This is a genomic window from Enterococcus mediterraneensis (genome assembly GCF_900604485.1).
In the GTDB taxonomy this organism is placed as follows: domain Bacteria; phylum Bacillota; class Bacilli; order Lactobacillales; family Enterococcaceae; genus Enterococcus_C; species Enterococcus_C mediterraneensis.
The window spans coordinates 214,538-236,579 of record NZ_UWOP01000001.1; the positions used below are offsets into that span (position 1 = coordinate 214,538).

Genomic DNA, 22,042 nt, shown 5'->3' on the forward strand with positions numbered 1-22,042 from the left:
ATTCTTCTTCATTCTAACAAAGTTAAGGCGCGATTGCGATGATTTGAAACAAGAATCCCGCTGGAATCAAGAAAAAGGAACAAAATCAAAATCGATTTTGTTCCTTTCTGGTTTTGCTTCTGTTAATGCTGATCAGTCGTTTCTGCCGAAAATACGAACCAGCGCGATGAACATATTCATGAAATCAAGATACAACTGCAATGCGACGAATGCGGCGATCCCAGTATTCTCACCTTGATTTTGTTGGTAATAATGACGGATCATTTGGTTATCATAAGCGGTCAAACCAGCGAAGATCCCCACGGTCAAGATCGACAAGAAGAAATCTGTGCCAGAGCTGTGGAAGAAAAAGGCATTCATCAGAGAAACCCCAATGATCCCCCAAACGCCGATGATCCCGACACGTCCTACCACGCTAAGATCTTTTTTGATAAAGATCCCTACTAATGCAGCACCGGCAAATGTCACAGCAGCGGCGGCAAAAGCTTGAGCGATAGTACCGACATTATAGGTCATCAATGTGATAGACAAAGTTAAGCCCATCAGCAGAGAAAAGACGATGTAGCCTGCGATCGTCAAGGACGGATTCTTTTTCGCTTTAGCGCTCAAAACCAGCACTAAAATCAATTGAACGATCCATAAGCCCAAAAATCCTAAAGGAAAATTATTGACAAAGTTGATCGTCTCGAATCTGAATACAGTAGCAGCCAGATAGGAAGCAACGCCGCTGATCCCTAATCCTGCTGCAAAAAACAAATACACTTTCGAATAGAAATGGTTAAGACCGCTGGCTGCGGTAATCGGTTGATTGATATTATTCATTTATCTCACTACTTTCTTGTAAAATCGGCGGTTGCACCATCACAACAGCGTCCAACACACGGTTTTCTTCGGTGTTAGTCGCTTCAACAGAAATCGTTACTACGTCTTTCATTTTATCGACTTTGATCACTTCAAATTCGAAGGTCAATGTTTCATAATGATAGACTGGTTCGATAAAGTTCACGGAAAAATTCACAACATGAGAACCAGGTCCCGGTAAATGTTTGGAAATTGCGCTGGTAATGATCCCCATCAGCATAACGGATGGTACGATCGGCCGTTGATATTCAGTCTGTTTGGCAAAATCACGTTGGATATAAAGCGGATTGGCATCATTTGTCAGCCCTAAATACAAAAGCAGCTGATTGTCTTCGATAGATTCGGTCAATGATAACGAATCGCCTTCCTCGATCTCTTCAATTGTTTTTCCTAATTTCTTTGGTTTGTTTATCTGCAAAATTACTTTCCTCCAAGTAACCATTTATTATCCTAATTTTATCAGAACCTACTAAAAGTGCAAGTAGCGAAAACGAGAAAACTCCCGAGGGCTTCTTTCAGCCGGCTCAGGAGCTTTTTTCGATTATAAAACGTTGCGAGTCGTACTGCTTAACAGTTTTTCGTAAGCTTGTTCAAATTTTTGAACATCTCCGGCTCCCATAAAAATGATCACGGCATTTTCATAATCAAGAAGTGGTGACACGTTGTCTTCTTTAATGACTTGTCCGCCTTTTTTGATTTTATCTCCTAGATCTTCGATTCGCACATTGCCTTGTGTTTCCCGAGCAGAACCGAAAATATCGCATAGATACACACGATCGGCTAAATCCAATGCTTGAGCAAAATCATCCATCAGCGCGATGGTCCGCGTAAATGTATGAGGTTGGAACACAGCAATGATCTCTTTGTCCGGATATTTTTGACGGGCGCCGTCGATCGTGGCTTTGATTTCTGCCGGATGATGAGCATAGTCATCAACGATCGTCATATCAGCGACGATTTTTTCACTGAAGCGGCGTTTGACACCTTGGAAACTTATCATTTCGTCAGCCACTTCCGCCATATCGATACCTTCCAAATAAGCAATCCCGATAACACCCAATGCGTTGAAGATATTGTGCTGCCCAAAAGCAGGCAATTCAAAATGTCCGATCAATTTTCCGTGGACATAGACATCAAATGCAGAACCTTTAGTGGTCCGTTTGATATTGCGTGCTTGGATATCGTCATTTTCATTGACACCATAGTAATAGATAGGCACTTCTGCTTCCAATTTACGCAGATAAGTATCATCTCCAAACGCGAAGATTCCTTTTTTCACTTGATGAGCCATTGTTTGGAATGCGGAAAAAACATCTTCGATACTCTTATAATAATCCGGATGATCAAAATCGATATTCGTCATGATGGCGTAATCAGGTGAATACGCTAGAAAATGACGGCGGTATTCGCAAGCTTCAAATGAGAAAAATTCTGCATCTGGAACACCATGCCCAGTACCGTCACCGATCAAAAAACTGGTAGGACGGACACCGCTCAATACATGAGCCAAAAGACCAGTGGTGCTGGTTTTACCGTGTGAACCCGTCACAGCGATACTTGTGTAATCTTGGATGAAACGGCCGATAAAGTCATGGTAACGGATCACTTCAAGACCCAATTCTTTTGCCCGCACGATTTCTTCGTGGGAATCCGGAAAGGCATTCCCGGCGATGACCACCATGCCTTCTTGAATATTGTCCGCATCAAACGGCAACAATTTAATATGATTTTTTTCTAAATCTCGTTGTGTGAAGAAATATTCTTCCACGTCCGAGCCTTGAACGCGATACCCTTTTTCAAATAAGACCAATGCAAGTGAGCTCATGCCTGATCCTTTGATTCCAACAAAATGATACAATTTATCTTGAGTTTTCATTTTATCTATATCCTCTTTTCTCGATTCTCTGCTCGATATAGCATTATTTCTAGTATTGACACGTCCATCATTATCTAACAAATCACTGGAAATTTCAATGTATTTTCATCGGATTTAACGTTTCGTCAAATTCGTGTTATTGTTTTCGCCTCTATTGGTCATTATTTTGTAGTAATTGTAATCTTCCATGACAGCCTGCGCAAACATATCGTCTTAGGTTGAGACGCCGCTGTCTTTTGATCAGCTGATGGCACTGAGAACATTCATAAACATAAGAAGCCCTTTCCTCGATCCGCGGGGCATAGCGGCTGCCGCCGGTTTTTGCCAATAGTTTCTTGAAGTCTTGATCTTTATGGCGATACCCCTTTTTCTGCAGATGCAGATGATAATGACACAATTCGTGTTTGATGATGCCATGGATGACAGATTCATCGACCGCGGCGAATAGCCGCGGATTAAAGTCCAGATGATGATCTGTCAAATGATAGCGGCCGCCAGTCGTCCGCAACCGTGAATTGAAGGATGCCTGATGCAAAAATGGCCGATCAAAGCTTTCAAGAGAAAGTTTTTCCACTAGTGCCTGCAATTCCGCGTTGGTCATTTAGATTGTCCCGGATCCAGCATCGTTAAACTGATCCGTCCCTTTTTAGTATCCACTTGATCAATCCAGACCGTCACCACGTCACCGACCGCCACAACATCTTTAGGATGCTTGACATAATTTTTGCTCAATCTTGAAATATGCACCAGCCCATCCTGCTTCACACCGATATCAACAAAAGCGCCGAAATCAATGACATTGCGGACTGTTCCTTTTAATTCCATGCCAGGTTGCAGATCTTCCATCGTCAGAACATCTTTTCGCAAAAGCGGCGCAGGCATTTCATCCCGCATATCTCGTCCCGGTTGAGAAAGAGCTTTTAGGATATCGATAACCGTAGCTTTACCGATCTCTAATGTTTTACTTAATTCGCCAGCTGACAATTGAGCCAAACGTTCTTTCGCCTCTGGGGTTCCCAAATCTTCTAAAGCTAAACCCGCGTCATTCAAGATTTCTTGTGCCGCAGCATAACTTTCCGGATGAATACCGGTATTGTCTAAAATGTTTTTGCCGCCAGGGATCCGTAAAAATCCAATGGCTTGCTCAAAGGCTTTGGGTCCTAAACGAGGGACTTTTTTCAGTTGAGAACGCCGATCGAAGGCGCCGTTTTCTTCCCGATAATTCACGATATTTTGCGCGGTGGTCTTATTCAAACCGGAAACATGCTGCAGCAACTGGGGGCTGGCTGTATTGACGTCCACGCCGACTTGGTTGACCGCTGTTTCCACGACAAAATCCAATTGTTCCATTAGACGTTTTTGCGAAACGTCATGCTGATATTGTCCCACACCGACAGCTTTAGGATCGATCTTGACTAATTCCGCCAATGGATCTTGCAAACGGCGGCCGATACTGATGGCACTCCGTTCTTCGACTTGCAGATCAGGAAATTCACTGCGGGCGATATCGCTGGCGGAATAAACAGACGCACCAGCTTCATTTACGATTACATAAAAAACTTCCCGTGAGACTTTTTTCAACTGCTCTGCGACGAATTGTTCCGATTCTCTGCTGGCGGTCCCATTACCGATCGCCACCATATCTACCTGATACTTTTCGATCAAACGAATCAATGCTGGACCGGCTGCTTGACGTTTTTCCATGTTGGCGGGTTTATGCGGATATATGACTTCGATCGCCAACACTTTGCCCGTCGCGTCAAGGACTGCCAATTTACAACCGGTACGATATGCCGGGTCGAAGCCTAAAACGACTTTCCCCTTCAATGGCGGCTGTAATAAAAGATTCCGCAAATTTTCTCCAAAGATCTGGATAGCTTGTTCGTCTGCTTTTTCCGTCAATTCGTTACGGATCTCCCGCTCGATTGCTGGACCGATAAAGCGTTTATAAGCATCTTGGTAGCCTTCAATGATAAATGGAGCTGTTGGGGATTGGCTGTTTTTGATCAGTTGGCGATTTAGATGAGCCATGATCTGTGTTTCATCTACTACCAAAGCAACTTTTAATATATCTTCTTTTTCGCCGCGATTTGTCGCTAAGATCCGGTGGGAAACGATCTTTTTGACAGGCTCGGAAAAATCATAATACATTTCATAAACGCCTTTTTCATCTTTTTCAGCGTCTTTGACGATACTCGTGTAACTGCCTGTATTGTAAGTAAACGAGCGGATCCAGCTGCGAAATGCCGCTTCGTCTCCGAATTTTTCCGCTAAAATCTCATGGGCGCCTGCCAGTGCAGTTTCCGGAGAATCGATCTCGCCGTCTGGTGTGACGAATTCACCGGCTTTTTGATAGACATCGCCGGTTTTCGGAAAACTCAGCAGCCAGTCCGCCAATGGTTCTAAGCCGCGTTCTTTGGCAATGGTCGCTTTTGTCCGGCGTTTTTGTTTATAAGGACGATATAGATCTTCCACTTGCTGCATTTTCGTTGCTTGGGTGATCGCCGCATCTAGTTCCGGTGTCAGCTTTTCCTGTTCGTCAATCAAACGCAAGACTTCCAGCTTACGTTTTTCTAAATTTTCCAAATAGTTGTATCGTTCTTCGATCTCGCGGATCTGGACTTCATCCAGATTGCCGGTGGCTTCTTTTCGATATCTGGCGATAAAGGGGACCGTATTGCCATCTTGAAGAAGAGCAAGGACTTTTTGCAATTGTTGATTCGTGTACTGTTTCAATTCATTTTTTAGTAAATGAAGGATTTCTTGATTGATTGTTTCTGCCATTTTTCTCACCTTTCGTTTTACGGAAGTTATTTTACCATAAAAAAGAGCCGCAGCGGATGAAAGCTGCAGCTTGATTTTGGAATTACAGATTTCAAAAACTGAAAAACGCGATAGCTCTTAGATTTTCAACAAAGATGCACCTATGTGTCCTGATCAAAAATCCGGCTGCCAAGGTCCCCGCATATTTTGATACTCGATATCTTGGACAATTCCTTTTTTATCAAAGACCACCCCGTGGACAGAACCGCCAAAAACAGCTCCGCCATCGATTCCGATTTTATTATCGGAGAGCCATAAATCTGTGGTCTGCATATCACCATGGAGCATCGGTGTAATGGTGTGACCGAAGACGATGGTTTTGCCGGTATTGTTTTTCCCTTCATGAAACGCTTCTCTGATCCAAATGAAATCATGATCTGACGTGTCCCGCCAATCTTTTTTGGAAAGATCCACGCCGGCATGAACAAAAAGATAGTGCCCCCATTCGTAATAAAGCGGACGAGCCATCAAAAATTCTACCAACTCTTTGTAACGGCTGCGGATCATCATCGCGATCTCAGTTGGCGAATATTCCTCTGTCGCGCCTTTATGGAGCAGGCTCTCCATTGTTTCTTTCCCGCCATTATGGAGATAGGCTGTATACCAGTCTTCTGGGTGCGCAAGAAATTGCAAGAAGTACTCCTCGTGATTCCCCCGCAAATAAATCGCGCCGTATTTTTCCACTAATTCTTTGCCTAGAAAGAAACACTCTTTTGTTTGCGGTCCTCGGTCATTCAGATCACCGATCAGCACTAATTGATGGTTGACAGGATCGAAATTAGCGATCTCTTTGCGGAAAAGGTCATACTCTCCGTGAATGTCGCTGATAGCAAAAACATATGGTTTCATCTTCACCGCTTCTTTCTGATTTTCTGCTTTTTTTCAGTATCTATAGTACAAGTATAACAAATTCCTCAAAAAATTCACAAAGCTTTCAAAGAGAATGTTTGGACAGACCTCTTTAAAACCTTTAAAATTAGAGTTATGACATTGTGTCATAGTCTAGATAGAAAGAGTGGGAAAAATGAAGAGAAAAACAATTTGGGGTCTAAGTGCAGCGATTCTTGCCGTTTTAGTGATTGGCGGTATTGTACTCAGCACACGCAGCAATCAATCTGGGATTGCCGTCAACACAAAAAAAGTCAGCCAAGAAAAAATCGTGGAAAAACTCAATTTGAGCGGTACAGTGATTCCAAAAGATAGTGAAAATCTTATCGGCTCCGGGACTGTTACTAAAGTTGATGTAAAAGTCGGCGACAAAGTGAAAAAAGACCAAGAATTAGCCGAATATGACAACGGCTTGAAGTTGAAGGCTGGACAAGACGGAACCGTCACAGAAGTAAATATCAAAGCCGGACAACCAGATGCCAGCACACAGCAAAACAAAGCGGCGATCGTTGTTGCTGATCTTTCTGAATTAGAAGTCCAGTTAAAATTGACAAATTCGGAAGCCAAACAAGTAAAGGTTGATCAAAATGCTGTGATCACTTCCGGTAATCAAACTTTTGAAGGAAAAGTCGTTCAAAAAGATCCGACAGCGACTGCCTCACAAGCCACCGGTGAACAGGCGACACTTGGCGCTCGTGTTTCATTGGAAAAAGCTGACGATCTGTATGCTGGTTTTACCGCTGATGTAGATATTACAACGGCGTCTGTTGATGATGCTGTTGCTCTGCCGATCGAAGCGTTGACCTATGATAAAGACAATCAAGCGATCGTTTATACGATCAAAAACGGTGAAGCACAAGCCGTCAAAGTGGAAACCGGGATCCAATCTGATACATTGGTTGAAATCAAAGATGGCCTTAAAGTCGGCGACGAAGTTATCTTGTCTCCTTCTTCTGAAATCAAAGACGGTACTGCCGTCACTGTAGAGTAGGTGGTTTCATTGATCGACTTAAAAAATGTAGTAAAGATCTATCAAACCGGCGGCGAAGAACTTATCGCTTTAAAAAATATTTCACTGCATATCGATAAAGGCGAATTCACCTCCATCATGGGTCCCAGCGGTTCCGGAAAATCCACAATGATGAATATTTTAGGACTATTGGACCGATTTGATGAAGGAACATATCTGCTGAATGGACAAGATGTGACTCATTTGACCGACAAGGAAAGCGCGAAAGTCCGCAACAAAGAAATCGGTTTTGTTTTCCAATCCTTTAATCTGATGCCTCGCATGACGATTTTAGAAAATGTGGAACTGCCGATGGTCTATGCCGGTGTCCCCCGCAAAGAACGGCGGGAACGAGCGATTGCCGCACTGGAACAAGTGGGACTAAAAGACCGGGTCAACCATCGCCCGAATGCGATCTCCGGCGGACAAAAACAACGGGTCGCCATTGCCCGCGCTATTGTCAATCAGCCCGTCGTGTTGATGGCTGATGAACCTACCGGAAACCTTGATTCCAAAACGACATTAGAGATCATGAAAATATTTCAAGATTTAAATGATGCCGGTACGACTGTCGTAATGGTCACTCACGAACCGGATGTCGCCCAATATACCAAACGAATCGTCTCTTTCAAAGACGGCGAGATCTTAGGTGACGAACCTGTAAAAAATCGGAAGAAACTATAGAAAGGAAGCAAACAAATGGGAATCAGCGAAAGCTTTAAAATGGCCATCGACAGTATCTTTGCCAATAAAATGCGTTCTTTCCTGACGATGTTGGGGATCATTATTGGAATCGCGGCCGTTATCGCGATCTTAGCTGTCGGAAACGGCGCCACCAATGAGATCAACGGAACTTTCAGCGACTTGGGAGCTTCCACGATCTCTGTTTCTACCAGACAAAATGCCACAGATTCGCAGAAAATCAATGATAAAGATATTCAGGCTCTAAAAAATGGGATCCCCCATATCGAACATATCTCTCCTAACACAACGATCCAAGCTTCGGTCAGCGGTAATGAAGAAACAAAAACCAGTATCGTTGCGGCCGGAACGCCGGATCTCCAGTATACAAGTCAGATGATGGACAAATCCATCACTTATGGACGCTACTTCAATCAAACGGAATTTGATGAAGCCGCCAAAGTAGCGGTCATCAGTGCCGATACCGCTCGGGCTTTATTCAACGGACGTGAAAATGTCGTTGGGGAAAAATTGGCGATCAGAAGCCAACAGGGACAAACCAATGTACGGATCATCGGTGTTTCGAAAAGCACCATGGAGCGAATGATGGGATCTTTTGATACCGATCAAATGCCCGGCTACGCGGCGATCCCGTTGACGACTGCCGAAGCACTTTCTCCTAACGTTTCCAAAATCACGGAAATGACGGTGATCGTCCGTTCAAAAGATGACATCGATTCTGTATCCAAACAGATCGTCAATATGCTGAGTGTACGTCACGATACGGTTGGAGATAATGTGTTCACTGCAACGAACTTTTTGCAGACTTTAGATGAAGTGAACAATGTCTTAGGTCTATTCATCAACTTTATCGCCGCCGTAGCCGCCATCGCTCTTTTGGTGGGCGGGATCGGTGTAATGAACATCATGCTGGTATCCGTTACAGAACGAACCCGAGAAATCGGTACAAGAAAAGCGCTGGGCGCTACCAACAGCAACATCCTTTTCCAATTCTTGATGGAATCCGTCATCTTATGTCTGATCGGAGGCTTGATTGGTCTATTGTTGGGAGGTTCATTAGCAATCGCAGTGGCGAACGCTTTGAATATTACACCACAATTTACTGTAAGTTCTGTGTTATTAGTGTTATTATTTTCTAGTATCATCGGGATCTTTTTCGGTGTCTATCCTGCTCGTAAAGCAGCACGTCTTGACCCGATTGAAGCCCTTCGATATGAATAAAAAGTCAGATAGCCTACTACTTTTGATTCGTATCCAGCAATCCCACAACTCTCTAGAAATAAGAGGAAAATAAGTATGCAGACATTAAAAAAAGCCGTCGCAGCTTTTACCAATGATCTAAAAGAAGCGATAGCCACTGGCGCCATCGCCAAAGATCGCGCCATTCATTCCAATAGAAATTAAAAAAGATTCCTTTATCCTGCTTTTCCGAGATCAATTGATCACCGGACTTGCATTTGGATAAAGGAATCTTTTTATTTCAATTCACTGACTGCAAAATAATTTTCTTCGTTATCGGCAAAGTTGAAGACCATACGATCTTCCAGTTGGATCAATTCACCGAGTGTGATTTCTAGTGCCTGCATCTTTTTATAAAGTCCTAAGATATCTTTGGCAAAAAACATGATGGAAGGTGTGTTGTCAGCAACTTCTGGAGAATGACTCATTACGAATTCACGGTCATAAAGGACAAATCGCGCTTGCGCGTTTTTGCTTGCGGCGATCTCCACTATGGAAGTGCCATCGACTTCCTGATGATCTACTACCACGAAATCTAATGACTGCCAGAATTTAACAGAAGCTTCTACATCAGAAACGTACAACATAATTTGCATTTCTTCGCTGAACATCTTGTTCCTCCTTACCCTTGTGATTCAGTTTCAGGTTCAGATTGAAAATTCAATGTGATCCCTGGTTCATCGGTTGTGATCTCTGTTACCTCATAAGTCAGACGTTTAACGATATCAAACAATGGTGCTACCAGCTCATCGATTTCAGCTTTTGTCACATCTTTTTGTTCTTTGATTTTTCGCCCCACTACATGATTGATCTGGCTGACTCTGCCGGCAATGATGAATTGCTCGAAGACCAGACGAAACTCTAAACGCGCTCCCAAGACACTGTTTTCTTTGGGATAATCAGGGTCTTTCGATTCTAACGGCGCAAAACCTACTTTTAGCTCGGTTTGATATTCTTTTTCTGGGATTCGTTGATCGTAATGATACGCTTCTACGATTGGTTTTTGTCTTTTGATTTCCACTCTATTCACGCTCCTTAAAAAAATTATAGCATACCTGCTTTCCTTCTTTGTTCTTTTTCATCAGATTCTATAAAAAAAGTCTGTGCCATAAGTTGTCCAAACGTTCATCTTATGAAATGTCGGATATTTTTCAGCTGTTCTGGTTACAGAACGATCTGAAAAGACCGGCATTTCTTTAGACGACTTTTTCTACTTATGCCGCAGACCTGTGAGATTATTTCATTTTTTGTAAATAATCCAATGCGTCTTGAACTGTTTTGACTGGCACGATCTTCATTTTCGTATCCAATTTTTTAGCAGCCGCTTTTGCTTCTTGGTAATTTGATTTTAGTTTAGGTTGATCGGATACGTCATCATCAGGAGCAAAGAAGATTTCCGCACCGCTCTTGCTGGCGCTGGCTACTTTTTTGTCGATTCCGCCGATCCTGCCTACTTCTCCGTCACTGCTGATCGTCCCTGTACCGGCGATTTCTTTGCCTTTTCTCAGATCTTGATCTACCAATTGTTCATAGATCTCCAAAGTAAACATCAATCCGGCAGAAGGTCCACCGATATTTTCTACATCAAAGTTCACCTTCTGATCACTGGAGACTTCTGTGTGATCTGTCAATGTGATACCGATACCTGGTTTGCCGTTTGAAGGCAATTTCATCAGTTTTCCAGTGGCTGTTTTTTCTTTTCCTTTTTGCAGATAGGTGATTTCCATTTCTTGACCGACTTTTTGTCCTTGAACATACTTCATGAACGCTTCGCTGTTTTTAAAGGTATGTCCGTCTGCTTTGGTGACCGTATCGCCGATCCCGATCTTTCCGTAAAAAGCGGAATTTTTCTCCACTCCCAGCACGTAGACCCCTTTATAAACCATCTGATACTCTTTTCCCGCCAATTTCAACGCCTGTTCGATAGCGATATTTTGCGAGGATTCCATATAGAAGTTTTGGATCCGATCGTATTCTTCGTCTGTCGCACCGCCCATCAATTCTTCTTCACTCACCAAGTCTTCAAATGGAGTCATTTTGGCCTGTAACGCACGAAAGACTGTCGCTTGTCTGATCCCCACCGATGTCAGTGAAAACGAACCGGAAGATGAATCTTTTTTATCATTGACGGTGATCAGCTCTTTCAGATCGATCGTCGCTCCCGGTCCTTCTACATAATAGGGTGTCGGAACGATCGCACAAGCAGCTAAGATCAAAACACCTAATAACAGTAAAAGTCTTTTGATGGATACTTTATTTTTCATAGCTATCACGCTTCTTTACGATTTCTTGATAAACAGCCGGAGGAAAATAGTTGCGAACGTCGCCGCCAAAATGTAGGACTTCCTTCAGCAAACTGGAACTAATATGATTGTATTCTGGACTGGCCAGCAAAAAGACCGTTTCGATCTCAGGCGCCAAATGATGATTCATAGCCTGGATGTCTTTTTCATATTCGTAATCTTTGACGCTGCGGATCCCCCGTAGCAAAAAATTGGCCCCCAGCTTTTTAGCCGCTGTGACCGTCAGATCCGTTTCTTGTGAAACCACTCGGACATTCTCCAAATGAGCAATGGTTTTTTCGATTTGTTCTGTTCGTTCTTGAGCAGTAAAAAAACTTTTTTTATTGGTATTCACGAAAACGCCGACGATCACTTCATCAAATATTTTAGCGCCTCGTTCGATGGTTTCCAAATGCCCATTTGTAAAAGGATCAAAGCTGCCTGGAAATAATGCGATTTTTTTCATACTACGCATCCGCCTCTTTTCTATAGATCGTGATCGCTGTGATCCCGTAGTTTTGCCGGCGTGTCGCTGTCAAACCGGCGATTTTATCTGGCAGGTCGACTTCTTTTGCTGTCTCGCAAACGATGATCGGATCAGGTGCCAACAGCTGAGCATCCGCCATTGCTCCGATTTCTGCTATGATTTCTTGACGTGCGTAAGGCGGATCTAAAAAAACTACGTCAAACTGGTATTCTTTTCTTTGCAGTTCATTGATCGCGGTTTTAGCATCCATCTTCAATGTAACAAATTTTTCCGGTGCTTTCGTCAAAGCGATATTTTCTTTGATGACTTTGATCGCTGGATAACTGCGGTCCACGCAGACCGCCTGATCCATTCCCCGAGAAACAGCTTCGATCGCTAACCCGCCGCTGCCGGCAAAAAGATCCAAACAGATCCCGCCGTCAAAATAAGGACCGATCATGTTAAAAATAGATTCTTTCACTTTATCCGTCGTCGGCCGTGTATTCGCACCTTCCAGGCTTTTCAACCGCCGTCCGCGATATTCTCCTGAAATTACTCGCATAGTATTTCCTCCACTAGTCCATTTTTATACATAAAAAAGGCTGGCGTCCAAATTAACGGTCCCCAACCTAACTACTTGTCAAACGTTCTCTGCCAAACGAATCTCTGAACTATGTTCTTCTTCGTAGTCATCCGCTTGATACGCCGCTTTTGTACCGATTTTTTCAGCGAAATTCATCTCGATATCAGGACGATAAGAAGGTTCGACGGAGCGGACAAAGTGCAGCCGTTCGATTCGTTCTTTTGCTTCTTCGAAATTTTCTTCATTCAGATACATAACGACATATTTCATTTTTCGTGAAACATAGTGGACAAAGCCCAGACGTTTCAAATTTTTTAATTGGCGTAAACTGTATACCCAAACGATCAACCCTCGTCTTTGGGTCAATTCAAAATTTACTGTTGTATCAACTTGCATGGCAATTTCCTCCACAGCCAGAATGTTTACCGGTGACAAAAAAAGGATTTCCGGCATCCACTTTTATTTCAGAAGAAATCGTTTGAGCTACTGTCAGCCCGATCTCATCTAAAAGGTTTTGTAAATCAGTTTCTGCTAAACGAAATTCGGCGACTTTTTCATTGAGATCCAGCGCCCGCTTTGCTTTACGGACTTCACGCTGCTGTTCTTTGTAACCTGGCGCATAAGTTCCGTAATCGGCGATTTTCTCGAATGATCGCTTTTTTTCATTGAACACTTGTTTCAGCAAAACTGCCTCTTGATCATTATACACCTGCTTTTTGGCTTGCAGGTATTTTTCAAAAGACGGCGATACTGCTAAGGCATGGACTACAGCGGAAACTTGATCTTCTATTTCAAAAAATCGATCATCATAAATCAATTCGCTCCACTTTCCTCTACTTTAGTTTCTTGTTCTTGTAATAAGACTACCATATTTTCTTTTGAAATAGCAATGCTTGCTGTTTCAGGTTCTTCTCGAGAAAATTTAGGATGCAGATACGGATCGCTGTAATAAGTCAATAATTGGAATGTCGGGTCGTAAGTCGGCAACTCAAAGATGCCTTGCGCCTTTGTGATTTCATGTTTTTGCAACAGACGATTCCACTCGTCTGTACTTAATAGAAACGGTTGTCGATTCTCTTTGGACACTACGTTATGATAGTCGTCCAGGCGATCATCTTGCAGGATATCTTCCGGTTTTTCTAAAAAATCAGCTAAAAGGGTTTCTGCCTGATCTTCTGCTTGAGGGTTGGAAAAGTAGGCTGGGAGCTGATCAAAATTCCGCAAGACATTTAGCAGCTGAAGCGAATTTTGTGCCTTCTCAAAGTCGATTTTCGCCCAGTCATCAGTTGTCTCTTGAAAAGAAGGAGCTTTCCCGGAAACGATTTGATAGGGTGCCAATTTTAAAAGTGTTTCCTGATCAACAAAAGCAGCCGCAAATAATTGGCTGTTGGCCTGATCAAAAAACAAAACCGCAAACGTATCATTGTCAAAAGCGATCAACGGACGATAATTCATGTCTTCTTCCATCAGTTCCAATGTGATGTCTTCTTTTCCATAAGATAATGTGAAATTCGGATAGATCATCGTCAGCTGCGATAGTTCACTCATTTTCATCCCGATAGAAAAAGGCTCAAGATCCCCGGCTTCTTTTCCGGTGATCTTGATCGCAGTGATCTTGCCTTTCTCGCTGTTGACTTCTACATACTCTTCTCCTTTTGTCGGATACAGACTGACTGTATACCCGTAACCGGAAGAAAAAGTTTTGACTGGTTCACCAAATCGTTCAGCAAATGTTTTGACTGGTTCACCAATGAATTTGGCATAACCTTGCGCTGGGATCGGCTCAAAATTCATTGTCGTCGGTATACCGTCTGCTGAATTTTGAGTCACAGAATGGCGAGGTTCCGGCGCTTTTTGCGGAAAAAATACTGGTTGAAAATAAACTATCCCTAATGCCAGTATCAATAATCCGCCAAATAAACAGCCTCTTTTCACGCCAAAACCTCCCTGATTGTTTTTACTTTTTTATTTTTCTTTGATCTCGATCAAAAGATCGTCTGCTGCGATAGCTTCGCCTTCAATAACGTAGATATGTTCGACTACGCCGTCAAATCTCGCCTCGATCGCAGTTTCCATCTTCATTGCTTCAGTGACCATCAGCGTATCGCCTTGTTGGACACGGTCTCCTTTTTTCACCAATACTTTCAGTACAGACCCCGGCATCGTCGCACCGATCTGTTCTTTGTTCGTAGGTTCCGCTTTGCGTTTTGTTTGCACGGTACTGATGATCGAATTGTCTTTCACGACGATTTCGCGGCGCTGACCATTCAAGTTGAAGAAAAGTACACGATTGCCTTCAATATCCGGTTCGCCGATTTCATCTAAACGAATGATCAAGATCTTGCCTTTTTCGATTTCTACGTTGATGGTTTCACCCAAACGCATGCCTTGGAAAAAGGTTGGTGTATCTAAAACCGTGATATCTGCAAATTGTTCGTAGGCTTTTTGATAGTCTAAAAAGACTTGCGGATACATCAAATAGCTGAGAACTTCTAACTTGCTAGGTTCATAATGGATTTTTTCTTTTAATTCTGCTTTTACTTGATCAAAATCTACAGGTGCTGCTAATGCGCCTGGACGATCCGTGTAAGCAGGACGGCCTTTTAAGATCGCTTTTTGCAGTTTTTCCGGAAATCCGCCCACTGGCTGACCCAGTTCTCCTTGGAAGAAGGTAACGACTGAATCTGGGAAGTTAAGATCGTTCCGTTGATAAATATCATCTTCTTCCAGATGATTTTGGACCATAAACAACGCCATATCACCGACTACTTTTGAAGAAGGCGTTACTTTGACGATATCGCCAAACATCAAATTGACGGTTTGATACATTTTCTTGATTTCATCCCATTGTTCTTCCAGCCCTACCGCTTTGGCCTGTTGTTGCAGGTTGGAGTACTGTCCTCCCGGCATTTCGTGTTGGTAGACTTCGGTTTGCGGCGCATTCAAGCCATTTTCAAATGGTTTGTAGAACATCCGCACATCTTCCCAATAATGATTGATTTCTTGGGCATTTTGAATATTGATCCGCGGTTGGCGAACATCTTGATCCAGCGCGTAATATAAGCTGCTCATACTTGGTTGGCTGGTAGAACTGCTCAACGCACTGGTGGCGACATCCACGATATCAACACCGGCTTGCGTTGCCGCTGAATACGTAATAATGCCGTTGCCGCTGGTATCATGAGTATGCAGATGTATCGGTACATCGACAGTGGCTTTCAGTTCACTGATGAGACGATACGCTGCCTGCGGTTTTAATAATCCGGCCATATCTTTGATAGCAATAATGTGAGCACCGAGATTTTCCAATTCTTTCGCCATATCTTTATAATATTGTACAGAATATTTGCTCCGGCTTGGATCATTGATGTCCCCTGTATAACAAATAGTCGCTTCAGCGATCTTGCCTGTATCACGGACAGCCTGAATACTTTTTTTCATTTGCGGAATCCAGTTGAGACTGTCAAAGATCCGGAAAACATCGATCCCTTCATGGGCAGCTTCATTGATGAATTCAACTAGCACATTGTCTGGATAGTTGGAATACCCTACCGCATTTGAACCGCGGAACAGCATCTGCAATAATGTGTTCGGCATCAAGCGTCGAATCTCTTTTAAACGGACCCATGGATCTTCTTTTAAGAAACGGTAAGCAACATCGAACGTGGCGCCGCCCCACATTTCCGCAGAGAATAATTCCGGAAGTGCTTGTTCAGTAGCAGCAGCAATTTTTTCAAAGTCATGTGTCCGCACACGCGTCGCCAATAAACTTTGGTGGGCGTCACGGAAAGTCGTATCGGTCAATAATAATTCTTTTTGTGCTTTGACCCACTGCACGACACCATCTGCGCCTTCACGGTCCAGAATATTTTTAGCAGTTGTTATCTCTTTTACCGCTAGTTCCTTTGGCAAACGAGGTTCTTCAAAGAAATGCTTTTTATTTTTTTCGATTCCCGGGAAACCATTGATCGTGATCTCGCCGATATACTTCATAGTTTTGTTTCCGCGATCTCGCAGACGAGGAAATTCAAATAATTCAGGTGTATTGTCAATAAATGTCGTTTTGGCTTCACCCGTTTGGAATACGGAATGATTGATGACATTTTGCATGAATGGAATGTTGGTTTTTACTCCCCGAATCCGAAATTCTCGCAAACAACGCTGCATTTTTTGGATCGCTTGTTCAAATGTCGAACCATGAGTACATACTTTTACTAGCAGTGAGTCAAAATAAGGAGTGACTACTGCGCCCGCATAAGCGTTACCGACATCCAACCGAACACCAAAGCCGCCTGGTGAACGATAAGTATCGATCTTACCAGTATCAGGCATAAAGTTATTCAACGGATCTTCTGTAGTGATCCGGCATTGGATCGCCGCACCTTGATAACGAATATCTTTTTGTTCCGGAATACCGATCTCTTTATGAAGATCTTTGCCTTGAGCGATCAAAATTTGAGAAGTAACGATATCAATATCCGTGATCATTTCCGTGATCGTATGTTCCACTTGGACCCGCGGATTGACTTCGATAAAGTAAAACTGATCATTTTCCACTAAAAATTCCACAGTGCCGGCATTGATATAACCGACATGTTTCATCAATTGAACAGCGGCTTGACAGATTTTTTCCCGTTGCTGATCGTTTAAAGAAACGCAAGGAGCGACTTCAACGACTTTTTGATGACGCCGTTGGACCGAACAATCCCGCTCGAACAGATGCACGACATTTCCATGAGTATCTCCTAAAATTTGGACTTCGATATGTTTCGGATCGCTGATGTATTTTTCTACATAAACTTCGTCACTGCCGAATGCGGCTTTTGCTTCACTTTTTGCGCGTTCATATCCGTCACGGGCTTCTTTTTCGTCATGAGCGACCCGCATCCCGCGGCCGCCTCCGCCTAACGCGGCTTTGATCATGATAGGATAGCCGTGAGCGGCACCAAACGCCAATACTTCATCGATGGTATCTACTGGACCGTCTGAACCGGGGATCGATTGGATTCCTGCTTTGACGGCAGCTTCTTTGGCTTTGATTTTATCTCCGAAGATATCTAAATGATGAGTAGATGGTCCAATAAAAATGATTCCTTCTTCTTCACAGCGCTGCGCAAATTCCAGATTTTCCGAAAGAAAACCATAACCGGGATGAATCGCCTCTGCGCCGGATTCTTTGGCGATCCGCAAAATATCTTCAATATCTAAATAGGCATCGATGGGTTTCTTGCCCTTTCCAACTAGATAAGCCTCATCTGCTTTAAAGCGATGTACCGAATATTCATCCTCCGCCGCGTAGATTCCGACTGTTTTAATATGAAGCTCCGAACAGGCACGAAATACGCGTATCGCGATCTCGCCTCTATTTGCAACAAGAATCTTTTTCATTAAACCACTCCTCCATCGATTTTATTTCATTATATCTAAACTATATTTCTTTCTTTTTTCTTCCGCGCTGATGTTCAAAACAAAGCCGATACAAATCGACAGCATCAGCAGACTGGAACCCCCTTGACTTAAAAACGGGAAAGTGATCCCGGTCAGCGGTATCAGACCAGAGATCCCGCCTAAATTGACAAACGTTTGGATCATGAATAGTGCGCCGATCCCCAGACACATCATCGAATTAAACGGATCAGACGAGCGAATACCAACTAAAATGATCCGGGCGATCATATAAAAGAGTAACGCCAAAATCAAAATCGACATGATCAAACCTAATTCTTCAATCACGATTGAAAAAATATAGTCTGTGTGAGCAAATTTCAAAAATCCTTTTTTCTGGATACTGTTTCCCAACCCGCGACCAAACAGACCGCCGTTATAGATGGCGTAATATCCATTGACCATTTGATGTCCTTTATTGAATTCATCAGCAAACGGATTTTGGAATGTGGCAAATCGGCTGTAAACGTGAGCTGGTAAAAATTTCCCGTGGGTCAGATTGATCAACTCGATAAACCCGATACTGCCAACGATTCCTACAGCACCTAAAATCAAAGTATATATATAATTGATCCCGCTGGCAAAAAGTACTGCCAAAACGATCAATGTGATGACCGCGGCATTTCCCAAGTCAGGCAGCAACGCAATAATGATCAGTGCAACTACGATTGGGAATAAAGGCCGGCGAACTGTTTCAAAGAACGTTTTCCCTTGGATCGCAGTTTGTCGGTTAGACAGTTTTAATGACAGATACCAGATAGATACGATTTTCATATACTCTGCCGGTTGGATCGAAAAACCGCCAACTTCCAACCACCCCTTGGCACCATTTACTTCTTTCCCGATGATCAGAACCAACAGCAGCAACGAAATAATCACGACAATGGCGATCCAAGCAAATCCCTTGTTTCGAAAAACATCGGTCTTCATCTTATAGATCACAGTGATCACCGCTAAACTGAGGATCCAAAAAATCATTTGGTTGATGACCGAAGACATCGGATTTTGTCCTGCTTCTACTAGTATGTAAGAAGTAGAACTGTAAACCATCACCAATCCCAACACACATAAAATAAGATATGGAATCAAGATCCCATAGTCTAATAAATGACGTTTCTTTACTTGTTTTGGCAAGTGTTAAACCTCCTTGCCATTCTCACTATTTTTTGTTTGTTTTTCATAAACTTCACTGTACAAAATATTCAAATCTCGCTCAACATCGCTCAATAACTGGTTTCCATCTTCGTTGCTTACTACGCCTAAACGAATCGCATAAGCGACTTGACGAGACAGTCCATACATTTGCGTATCGACGACTTCTTCGAAAGCCTTGCATTGAGAAATGCATAAACTATTTTTTTGATTGCTGATCAAACGTTTGATCCGGTCAGCATCTTGCATTAATAAATCGAGAGCAAACTCTGGAGAAATAGATTCCATTTTGCACCTAACCTCCTTCTTTTGTTTCATTATTATAGCATAACTCCCAGATTATTTGGATAACTTGCCGAAAAGCTTTACTAGATTTTTCAGTAAATTCACGAAAAAGCCGAACGTTTTTCTCGTACACCTTTCAATGAAAAAAATCAGAGATTTTTACCTCTCCGTGAAACTTTATCGAAATATGAAACAAACAATCCTGGTGTTTCTCTGTTTTGCAAAGTCTTTTAAAAGTCTTTTCCGATGAAATTAAGACTTTTAAAAACCGGCAGCGTCAGTTTTCCACACTATTTCGCGCGTGTTTATGGAAAAAAATTGTTTTCTCCTATTTTTAATTGCTCCTTTTTCTTCTTCAAAGCTGAACACAAATATATAAAAAAAGCACCAAGAAGAACGATCTTCTTGGTGCTGCCACAGTATATTAGTTTTCTGTAGCCATTTTTTTCTTTTTGGAAGCTTTTTCCCGTTCGTTTTTGTTTAGAATTTGTTTCCGTAAACGAATGCTTTCCGGTGTTACTTCACAATATTCATCATCATTCAAGAATTCCAATGATTCTTCTAATGTCAAGATTCGTGGTTTTTTGATGACAGATGTTTGGTCTTTCGTAGCAGAACGCACGTTAGTCATTTGTTTTGCTTTAGTGATATTAACTGTCAAGTCGTTATCACGAGAATTTTCACCAACGATCATACCTTCGTAAACTTCGGTACCTGGATCAACAAAGACGGTTCCCCGTTCTTCCACACTCATGATAGAATATGTTGTTGCTTTACCGGTATCGATAGAAACCAAAGCGCCTTGATGACGGCCACCGATTTGTCCTGTCAGCATTGGCAGATATTGATCAAAAGTATGGTGCATGATTCCGTAACCGCGAGTCATAGACAGGAATTCTGTCGTATAGCCGATCAGTCCGCGAGCAGGCGCTAAGAAGATCAAGCGTACTTGTCCGTTACCAGTATGGATCATATCTTGCATTTCGGCTTTACGAACACCTAATGATTCAATGACAGAACCCATGTATTCTTCCGGTGTATCGATTTGAACACGTTCAAATGGTTCACATTTCACACCGTCAACTTCTCTTTCAATGACTTCTGGACGTGAAACTTGCAATTCATAGCCTTCGCGACGCATATTTTCGATCAAGATGGATAAATGCAATTCCCCACGACCGGAAACGATCCATGCATCAGGAGCGATCGCTTCGACACGCAAGGATACGTCTGTTTGTAATTGTGCCATTAATCGTTCTTCGATTTTACGGGCTGTAACAAATTTTCCTTCACGGCCGGCAAATGGCGAGTTGTTCACTAAGAAAGTCATTTGCAATGTCGGTTCATCGATATGCAAGATTGGCAATGCATCTTGATGATCGATCGGTGTCACTGTTTCACCAACGAAAATATCTTCCATCCCGGAAATCGCGATCAGATCGCCGGCTTTTGCTTCTTGGATTTCCAAACGTTTCAAACCAAAGAAACCAAATAATTTTGTTACTCGGAATTTTTTCACTTCGCCGTCAAGCTTCATCAACGCTACTTGGTCGCCGACTTTAATGGCACCGCGGAAGACACGGCCAATACCGATACGGCCAACATAGTCGTTATAGTCTAGTAAAGATACTTGGAATTGCAATGGTTCGTCGCTGTTATCAACAGGCGCAGGAATATGTTCGATGATCGTATCGAAAATCGGAGCCATCGTATGTTCTTGTTTTTCTGGATCATCTGAAAGACTTGATGTACCATTGATCGCAGAAGCGTAAATCACTGGAAACTCTAATTGCTCGTCATCGGCACCTAGTTCGATAAACAATTCTAATACTTCATCGACTACGTGTTCTGGACGTGCAGAAGGTTTGTCGATTTTGTTTACGACTACGATCGGTGTCAAATGTTGTTCCAATGCTTTTTTCAAAACAAAACGTGTTTGAGGCATTGTTCCTTCATAAGCATCCACAACTAAAACAACACCGTCTACCATTTTCATGATCCGCTCTACTTCACCACCGAAGTCCGCGTGTCCTGGTGTATCCATGATGTTGATTTTTGTTCCGTTGTATTCAACCGCTGTATTTTTTGCCAAAATCGTGATTCCACGTTCTTTTTCAAGCGCGTTCGAATCCATCGCCCGTTCTTGTAATTGTGTGTGGCCATCTAATGTCTCTGATTGTTTTAACAATTCATCGACTAACGTTGTTTTCCCGTGGTCAACGTGGGCAATAATTGCAACGTTGCGAATATCATTTCTAAATTTCAATGTATTTTTTCTCCTTCTTTGTTCTCCTCAATAGCACTCGACGGCTAATTATAACAGAATATCTTTCTGAAATATAGTGAAAAGTTTTCATTTTTTCTATTGGTAAAGGAACCTTAATATATCAACGATCAGAGGTGATAAAATAGAAACCAGTTTAGAAATAGT

At 42.6% G+C, this 22,042-nt stretch carries 21 protein-coding genes; 3 read left to right on the top strand and 18 right to left on the bottom strand.

The window, feature by feature from the left end:
* Positions 1-132 precede the first annotated feature (132 nt).
* The 6 genes from EFB00_RS01035 to EFB00_RS01060 form a co-directional block, all read right to left on the bottom strand.
* Complete coding sequence (locus EFB00_RS01035) at positions 133-822, bottom strand: Bax inhibitor-1/YccA family protein (protein ID WP_122645089.1); 690 nt, start codon at positions 820-822, stop codon at positions 133-135.
* Positions 815-1,279 carry a MaoC family dehydratase gene (locus tag EFB00_RS01040; RefSeq protein ID WP_122645090.1) on the bottom strand — a complete coding sequence of 155 codons (465 nt, stop codon included), beginning with the start codon at positions 1,277-1,279 and terminating at the stop codon, positions 815-817. The genes EFB00_RS01035 and EFB00_RS01040 overlap by 8 nt, the downstream gene beginning before the upstream one ends.
* Positions 1,280-1,402: 123 nt before the next feature.
* Complete coding sequence (murC, locus tag EFB00_RS01045; protein WP_122645091.1) at positions 1,403-2,737, bottom strand: UDP-N-acetylmuramate--L-alanine ligase; 1,335 nt, start codon at positions 2,735-2,737, stop codon at positions 1,403-1,405.
* 151 nt (positions 2,738-2,888) lie between these two features.
* Entirely contained in the window at positions 2,889-3,338 is a 450-nt protein-coding gene (locus EFB00_RS01050; RefSeq protein WP_122645092.1) for a SprT family protein, read from the bottom strand.
* The gene (locus tag EFB00_RS01055) at positions 3,335-5,521 is read right to left on the bottom strand and encodes a Tex family protein (protein WP_122645093.1); all 2,187 of its coding nucleotides are present in this window, start codon (positions 5,519-5,521) and stop codon (positions 3,335-3,337) included. The genes EFB00_RS01050 and EFB00_RS01055 overlap by 4 nt, the downstream gene beginning before the upstream one ends.
* A gap of 153 nt (positions 5,522-5,674) precedes the next feature.
* A complete protein-coding gene (locus EFB00_RS01060; RefSeq protein WP_122645094.1) occupies positions 5,675-6,409 on the bottom strand; it encodes a metallophosphoesterase in 735 nt (244 codons plus the stop codon).
* Positions 6,410-6,584: 175 nt separating this feature from the next.
* Here EFB00_RS01060 and EFB00_RS01065 point away from each other — a divergent pair, with 175 nt between their 5' ends.
* From EFB00_RS01065 to EFB00_RS01075, 3 genes are read left to right on the top strand one after another with little or no spacing between them, the layout of a single operon-like run.
* Entirely contained in the window at positions 6,585-7,439 is an 855-nt protein-coding gene (locus EFB00_RS01065) for an efflux RND transporter periplasmic adaptor subunit (RefSeq protein WP_122645095.1), read from the top strand.
* 9 nt (positions 7,440-7,448) lie between these two features.
* Entirely contained in the window at positions 7,449-8,141 is a 693-nt protein-coding gene (locus tag EFB00_RS01070) for an ABC transporter ATP-binding protein (protein WP_122645096.1), read from the top strand.
* A gap of 15 nt (positions 8,142-8,156) precedes the next feature.
* Positions 8,157-9,380 (top strand): ABC transporter permease, encoded by a 1,224-nt coding sequence (locus EFB00_RS01075; RefSeq protein ID WP_122645097.1) that lies wholly within the window; start codon positions 8,157-8,159, stop codon positions 9,378-9,380.
* Between the two features lie 254 nt (positions 9,381-9,634).
* On the opposite strand, the gene EFB00_RS01080 is transcribed toward EFB00_RS01075, so the two are convergent.
* The 12 genes from EFB00_RS01080 to typA all read right to left on the bottom strand — a co-directional run bounded on the left by EFB00_RS01080 (position 9,635) and on the right by typA (position 21,877).
* The gene (locus tag EFB00_RS01080; RefSeq protein ID WP_122645098.1) at positions 9,635-10,009 is read right to left on the bottom strand and encodes a VOC family protein; all 375 of its coding nucleotides are present in this window, start codon (positions 10,007-10,009) and stop codon (positions 9,635-9,637) included.
* 11 nt (positions 10,010-10,020) lie between these two features.
* Positions 10,021-10,419 carry a DUF1149 family protein gene (locus EFB00_RS01085; protein WP_122645099.1) on the bottom strand — a complete coding sequence of 133 codons (399 nt, stop codon included), beginning with the start codon at positions 10,417-10,419 and terminating at the stop codon, positions 10,021-10,023.
* A gap of 214 nt (positions 10,420-10,633) precedes the next feature.
* Positions 10,634-11,662: a SepM family pheromone-processing serine protease gene (locus EFB00_RS01090; RefSeq protein WP_122645100.1), complete on the bottom strand. Its 1,029-nt coding sequence runs from the start codon at positions 11,660-11,662 to the stop codon at positions 10,634-10,636.
* A complete protein-coding gene (coaD, locus tag EFB00_RS01095; RefSeq protein ID WP_122645101.1) occupies positions 11,652-12,146 on the bottom strand; it encodes a pantetheine-phosphate adenylyltransferase in 495 nt (164 codons plus the stop codon). The genes EFB00_RS01090 and coaD overlap by 11 nt, the downstream gene beginning before the upstream one ends.
* Before the next feature lies 1 nt (position 12,147).
* Positions 12,148-12,708: a 16S rRNA (guanine(966)-N(2))-methyltransferase RsmD gene (gene rsmD / locus EFB00_RS01100; RefSeq protein WP_122645102.1), complete on the bottom strand. Its 561-nt coding sequence runs from the start codon at positions 12,706-12,708 to the stop codon at positions 12,148-12,150.
* Between the two features lie 78 nt (positions 12,709-12,786).
* Positions 12,787-13,125: a YlbG family protein gene (locus EFB00_RS01105; RefSeq protein ID WP_122645103.1), complete on the bottom strand. Its 339-nt coding sequence runs from the start codon at positions 13,123-13,125 to the stop codon at positions 12,787-12,789.
* Positions 13,115-13,546, bottom strand: a complete 432-nt coding sequence (locus EFB00_RS01110) for a YlbF/YmcA family competence regulator (protein ID WP_122645104.1) — start codon at positions 13,544-13,546, stop codon at positions 13,115-13,117. Before EFB00_RS01110 ends, EFB00_RS01105 begins: the two co-directional genes overlap by 11 nt.
* On the bottom strand, positions 13,543-14,664 hold the full coding sequence (locus EFB00_RS01115; RefSeq protein WP_122645105.1) for a CAP-associated domain-containing protein: 1,122 nt from the start codon (positions 14,662-14,664) through the stop codon (positions 13,543-13,545). Before EFB00_RS01115 ends, EFB00_RS01110 begins: the two co-directional genes overlap by 4 nt.
* Before the next feature lie 30 nt (positions 14,665-14,694).
* On the bottom strand, positions 14,695-18,117 hold the full coding sequence (locus tag EFB00_RS01120; protein ID WP_122645106.1) for a pyruvate carboxylase: 3,423 nt from the start codon (positions 18,115-18,117) through the stop codon (positions 14,695-14,697).
* 21 nt (positions 18,118-18,138) lie between these two features.
* The gene (locus EFB00_RS01125) at positions 18,139-19,308 is read right to left on the bottom strand and encodes an FtsW/RodA/SpoVE family cell cycle protein (RefSeq protein WP_122645107.1); all 1,170 of its coding nucleotides are present in this window, start codon (positions 19,306-19,308) and stop codon (positions 18,139-18,141) included.
* 3 nt (positions 19,309-19,311) lie between these two features.
* Entirely contained in the window at positions 19,312-19,614 is a 303-nt protein-coding gene (locus tag EFB00_RS01130) for an Fpa/YlaN family protein (protein ID WP_122645108.1), read from the bottom strand.
* 421 nt (positions 19,615-20,035) lie between these two features.
* On the bottom strand, positions 20,036-21,877 hold the full coding sequence (gene typA, locus EFB00_RS01135; protein WP_122645109.1) for a translational GTPase TypA: 1,842 nt from the start codon (positions 21,875-21,877) through the stop codon (positions 20,036-20,038).
* Between the last annotated feature and the right edge of the window lie 165 nt (positions 21,878-22,042).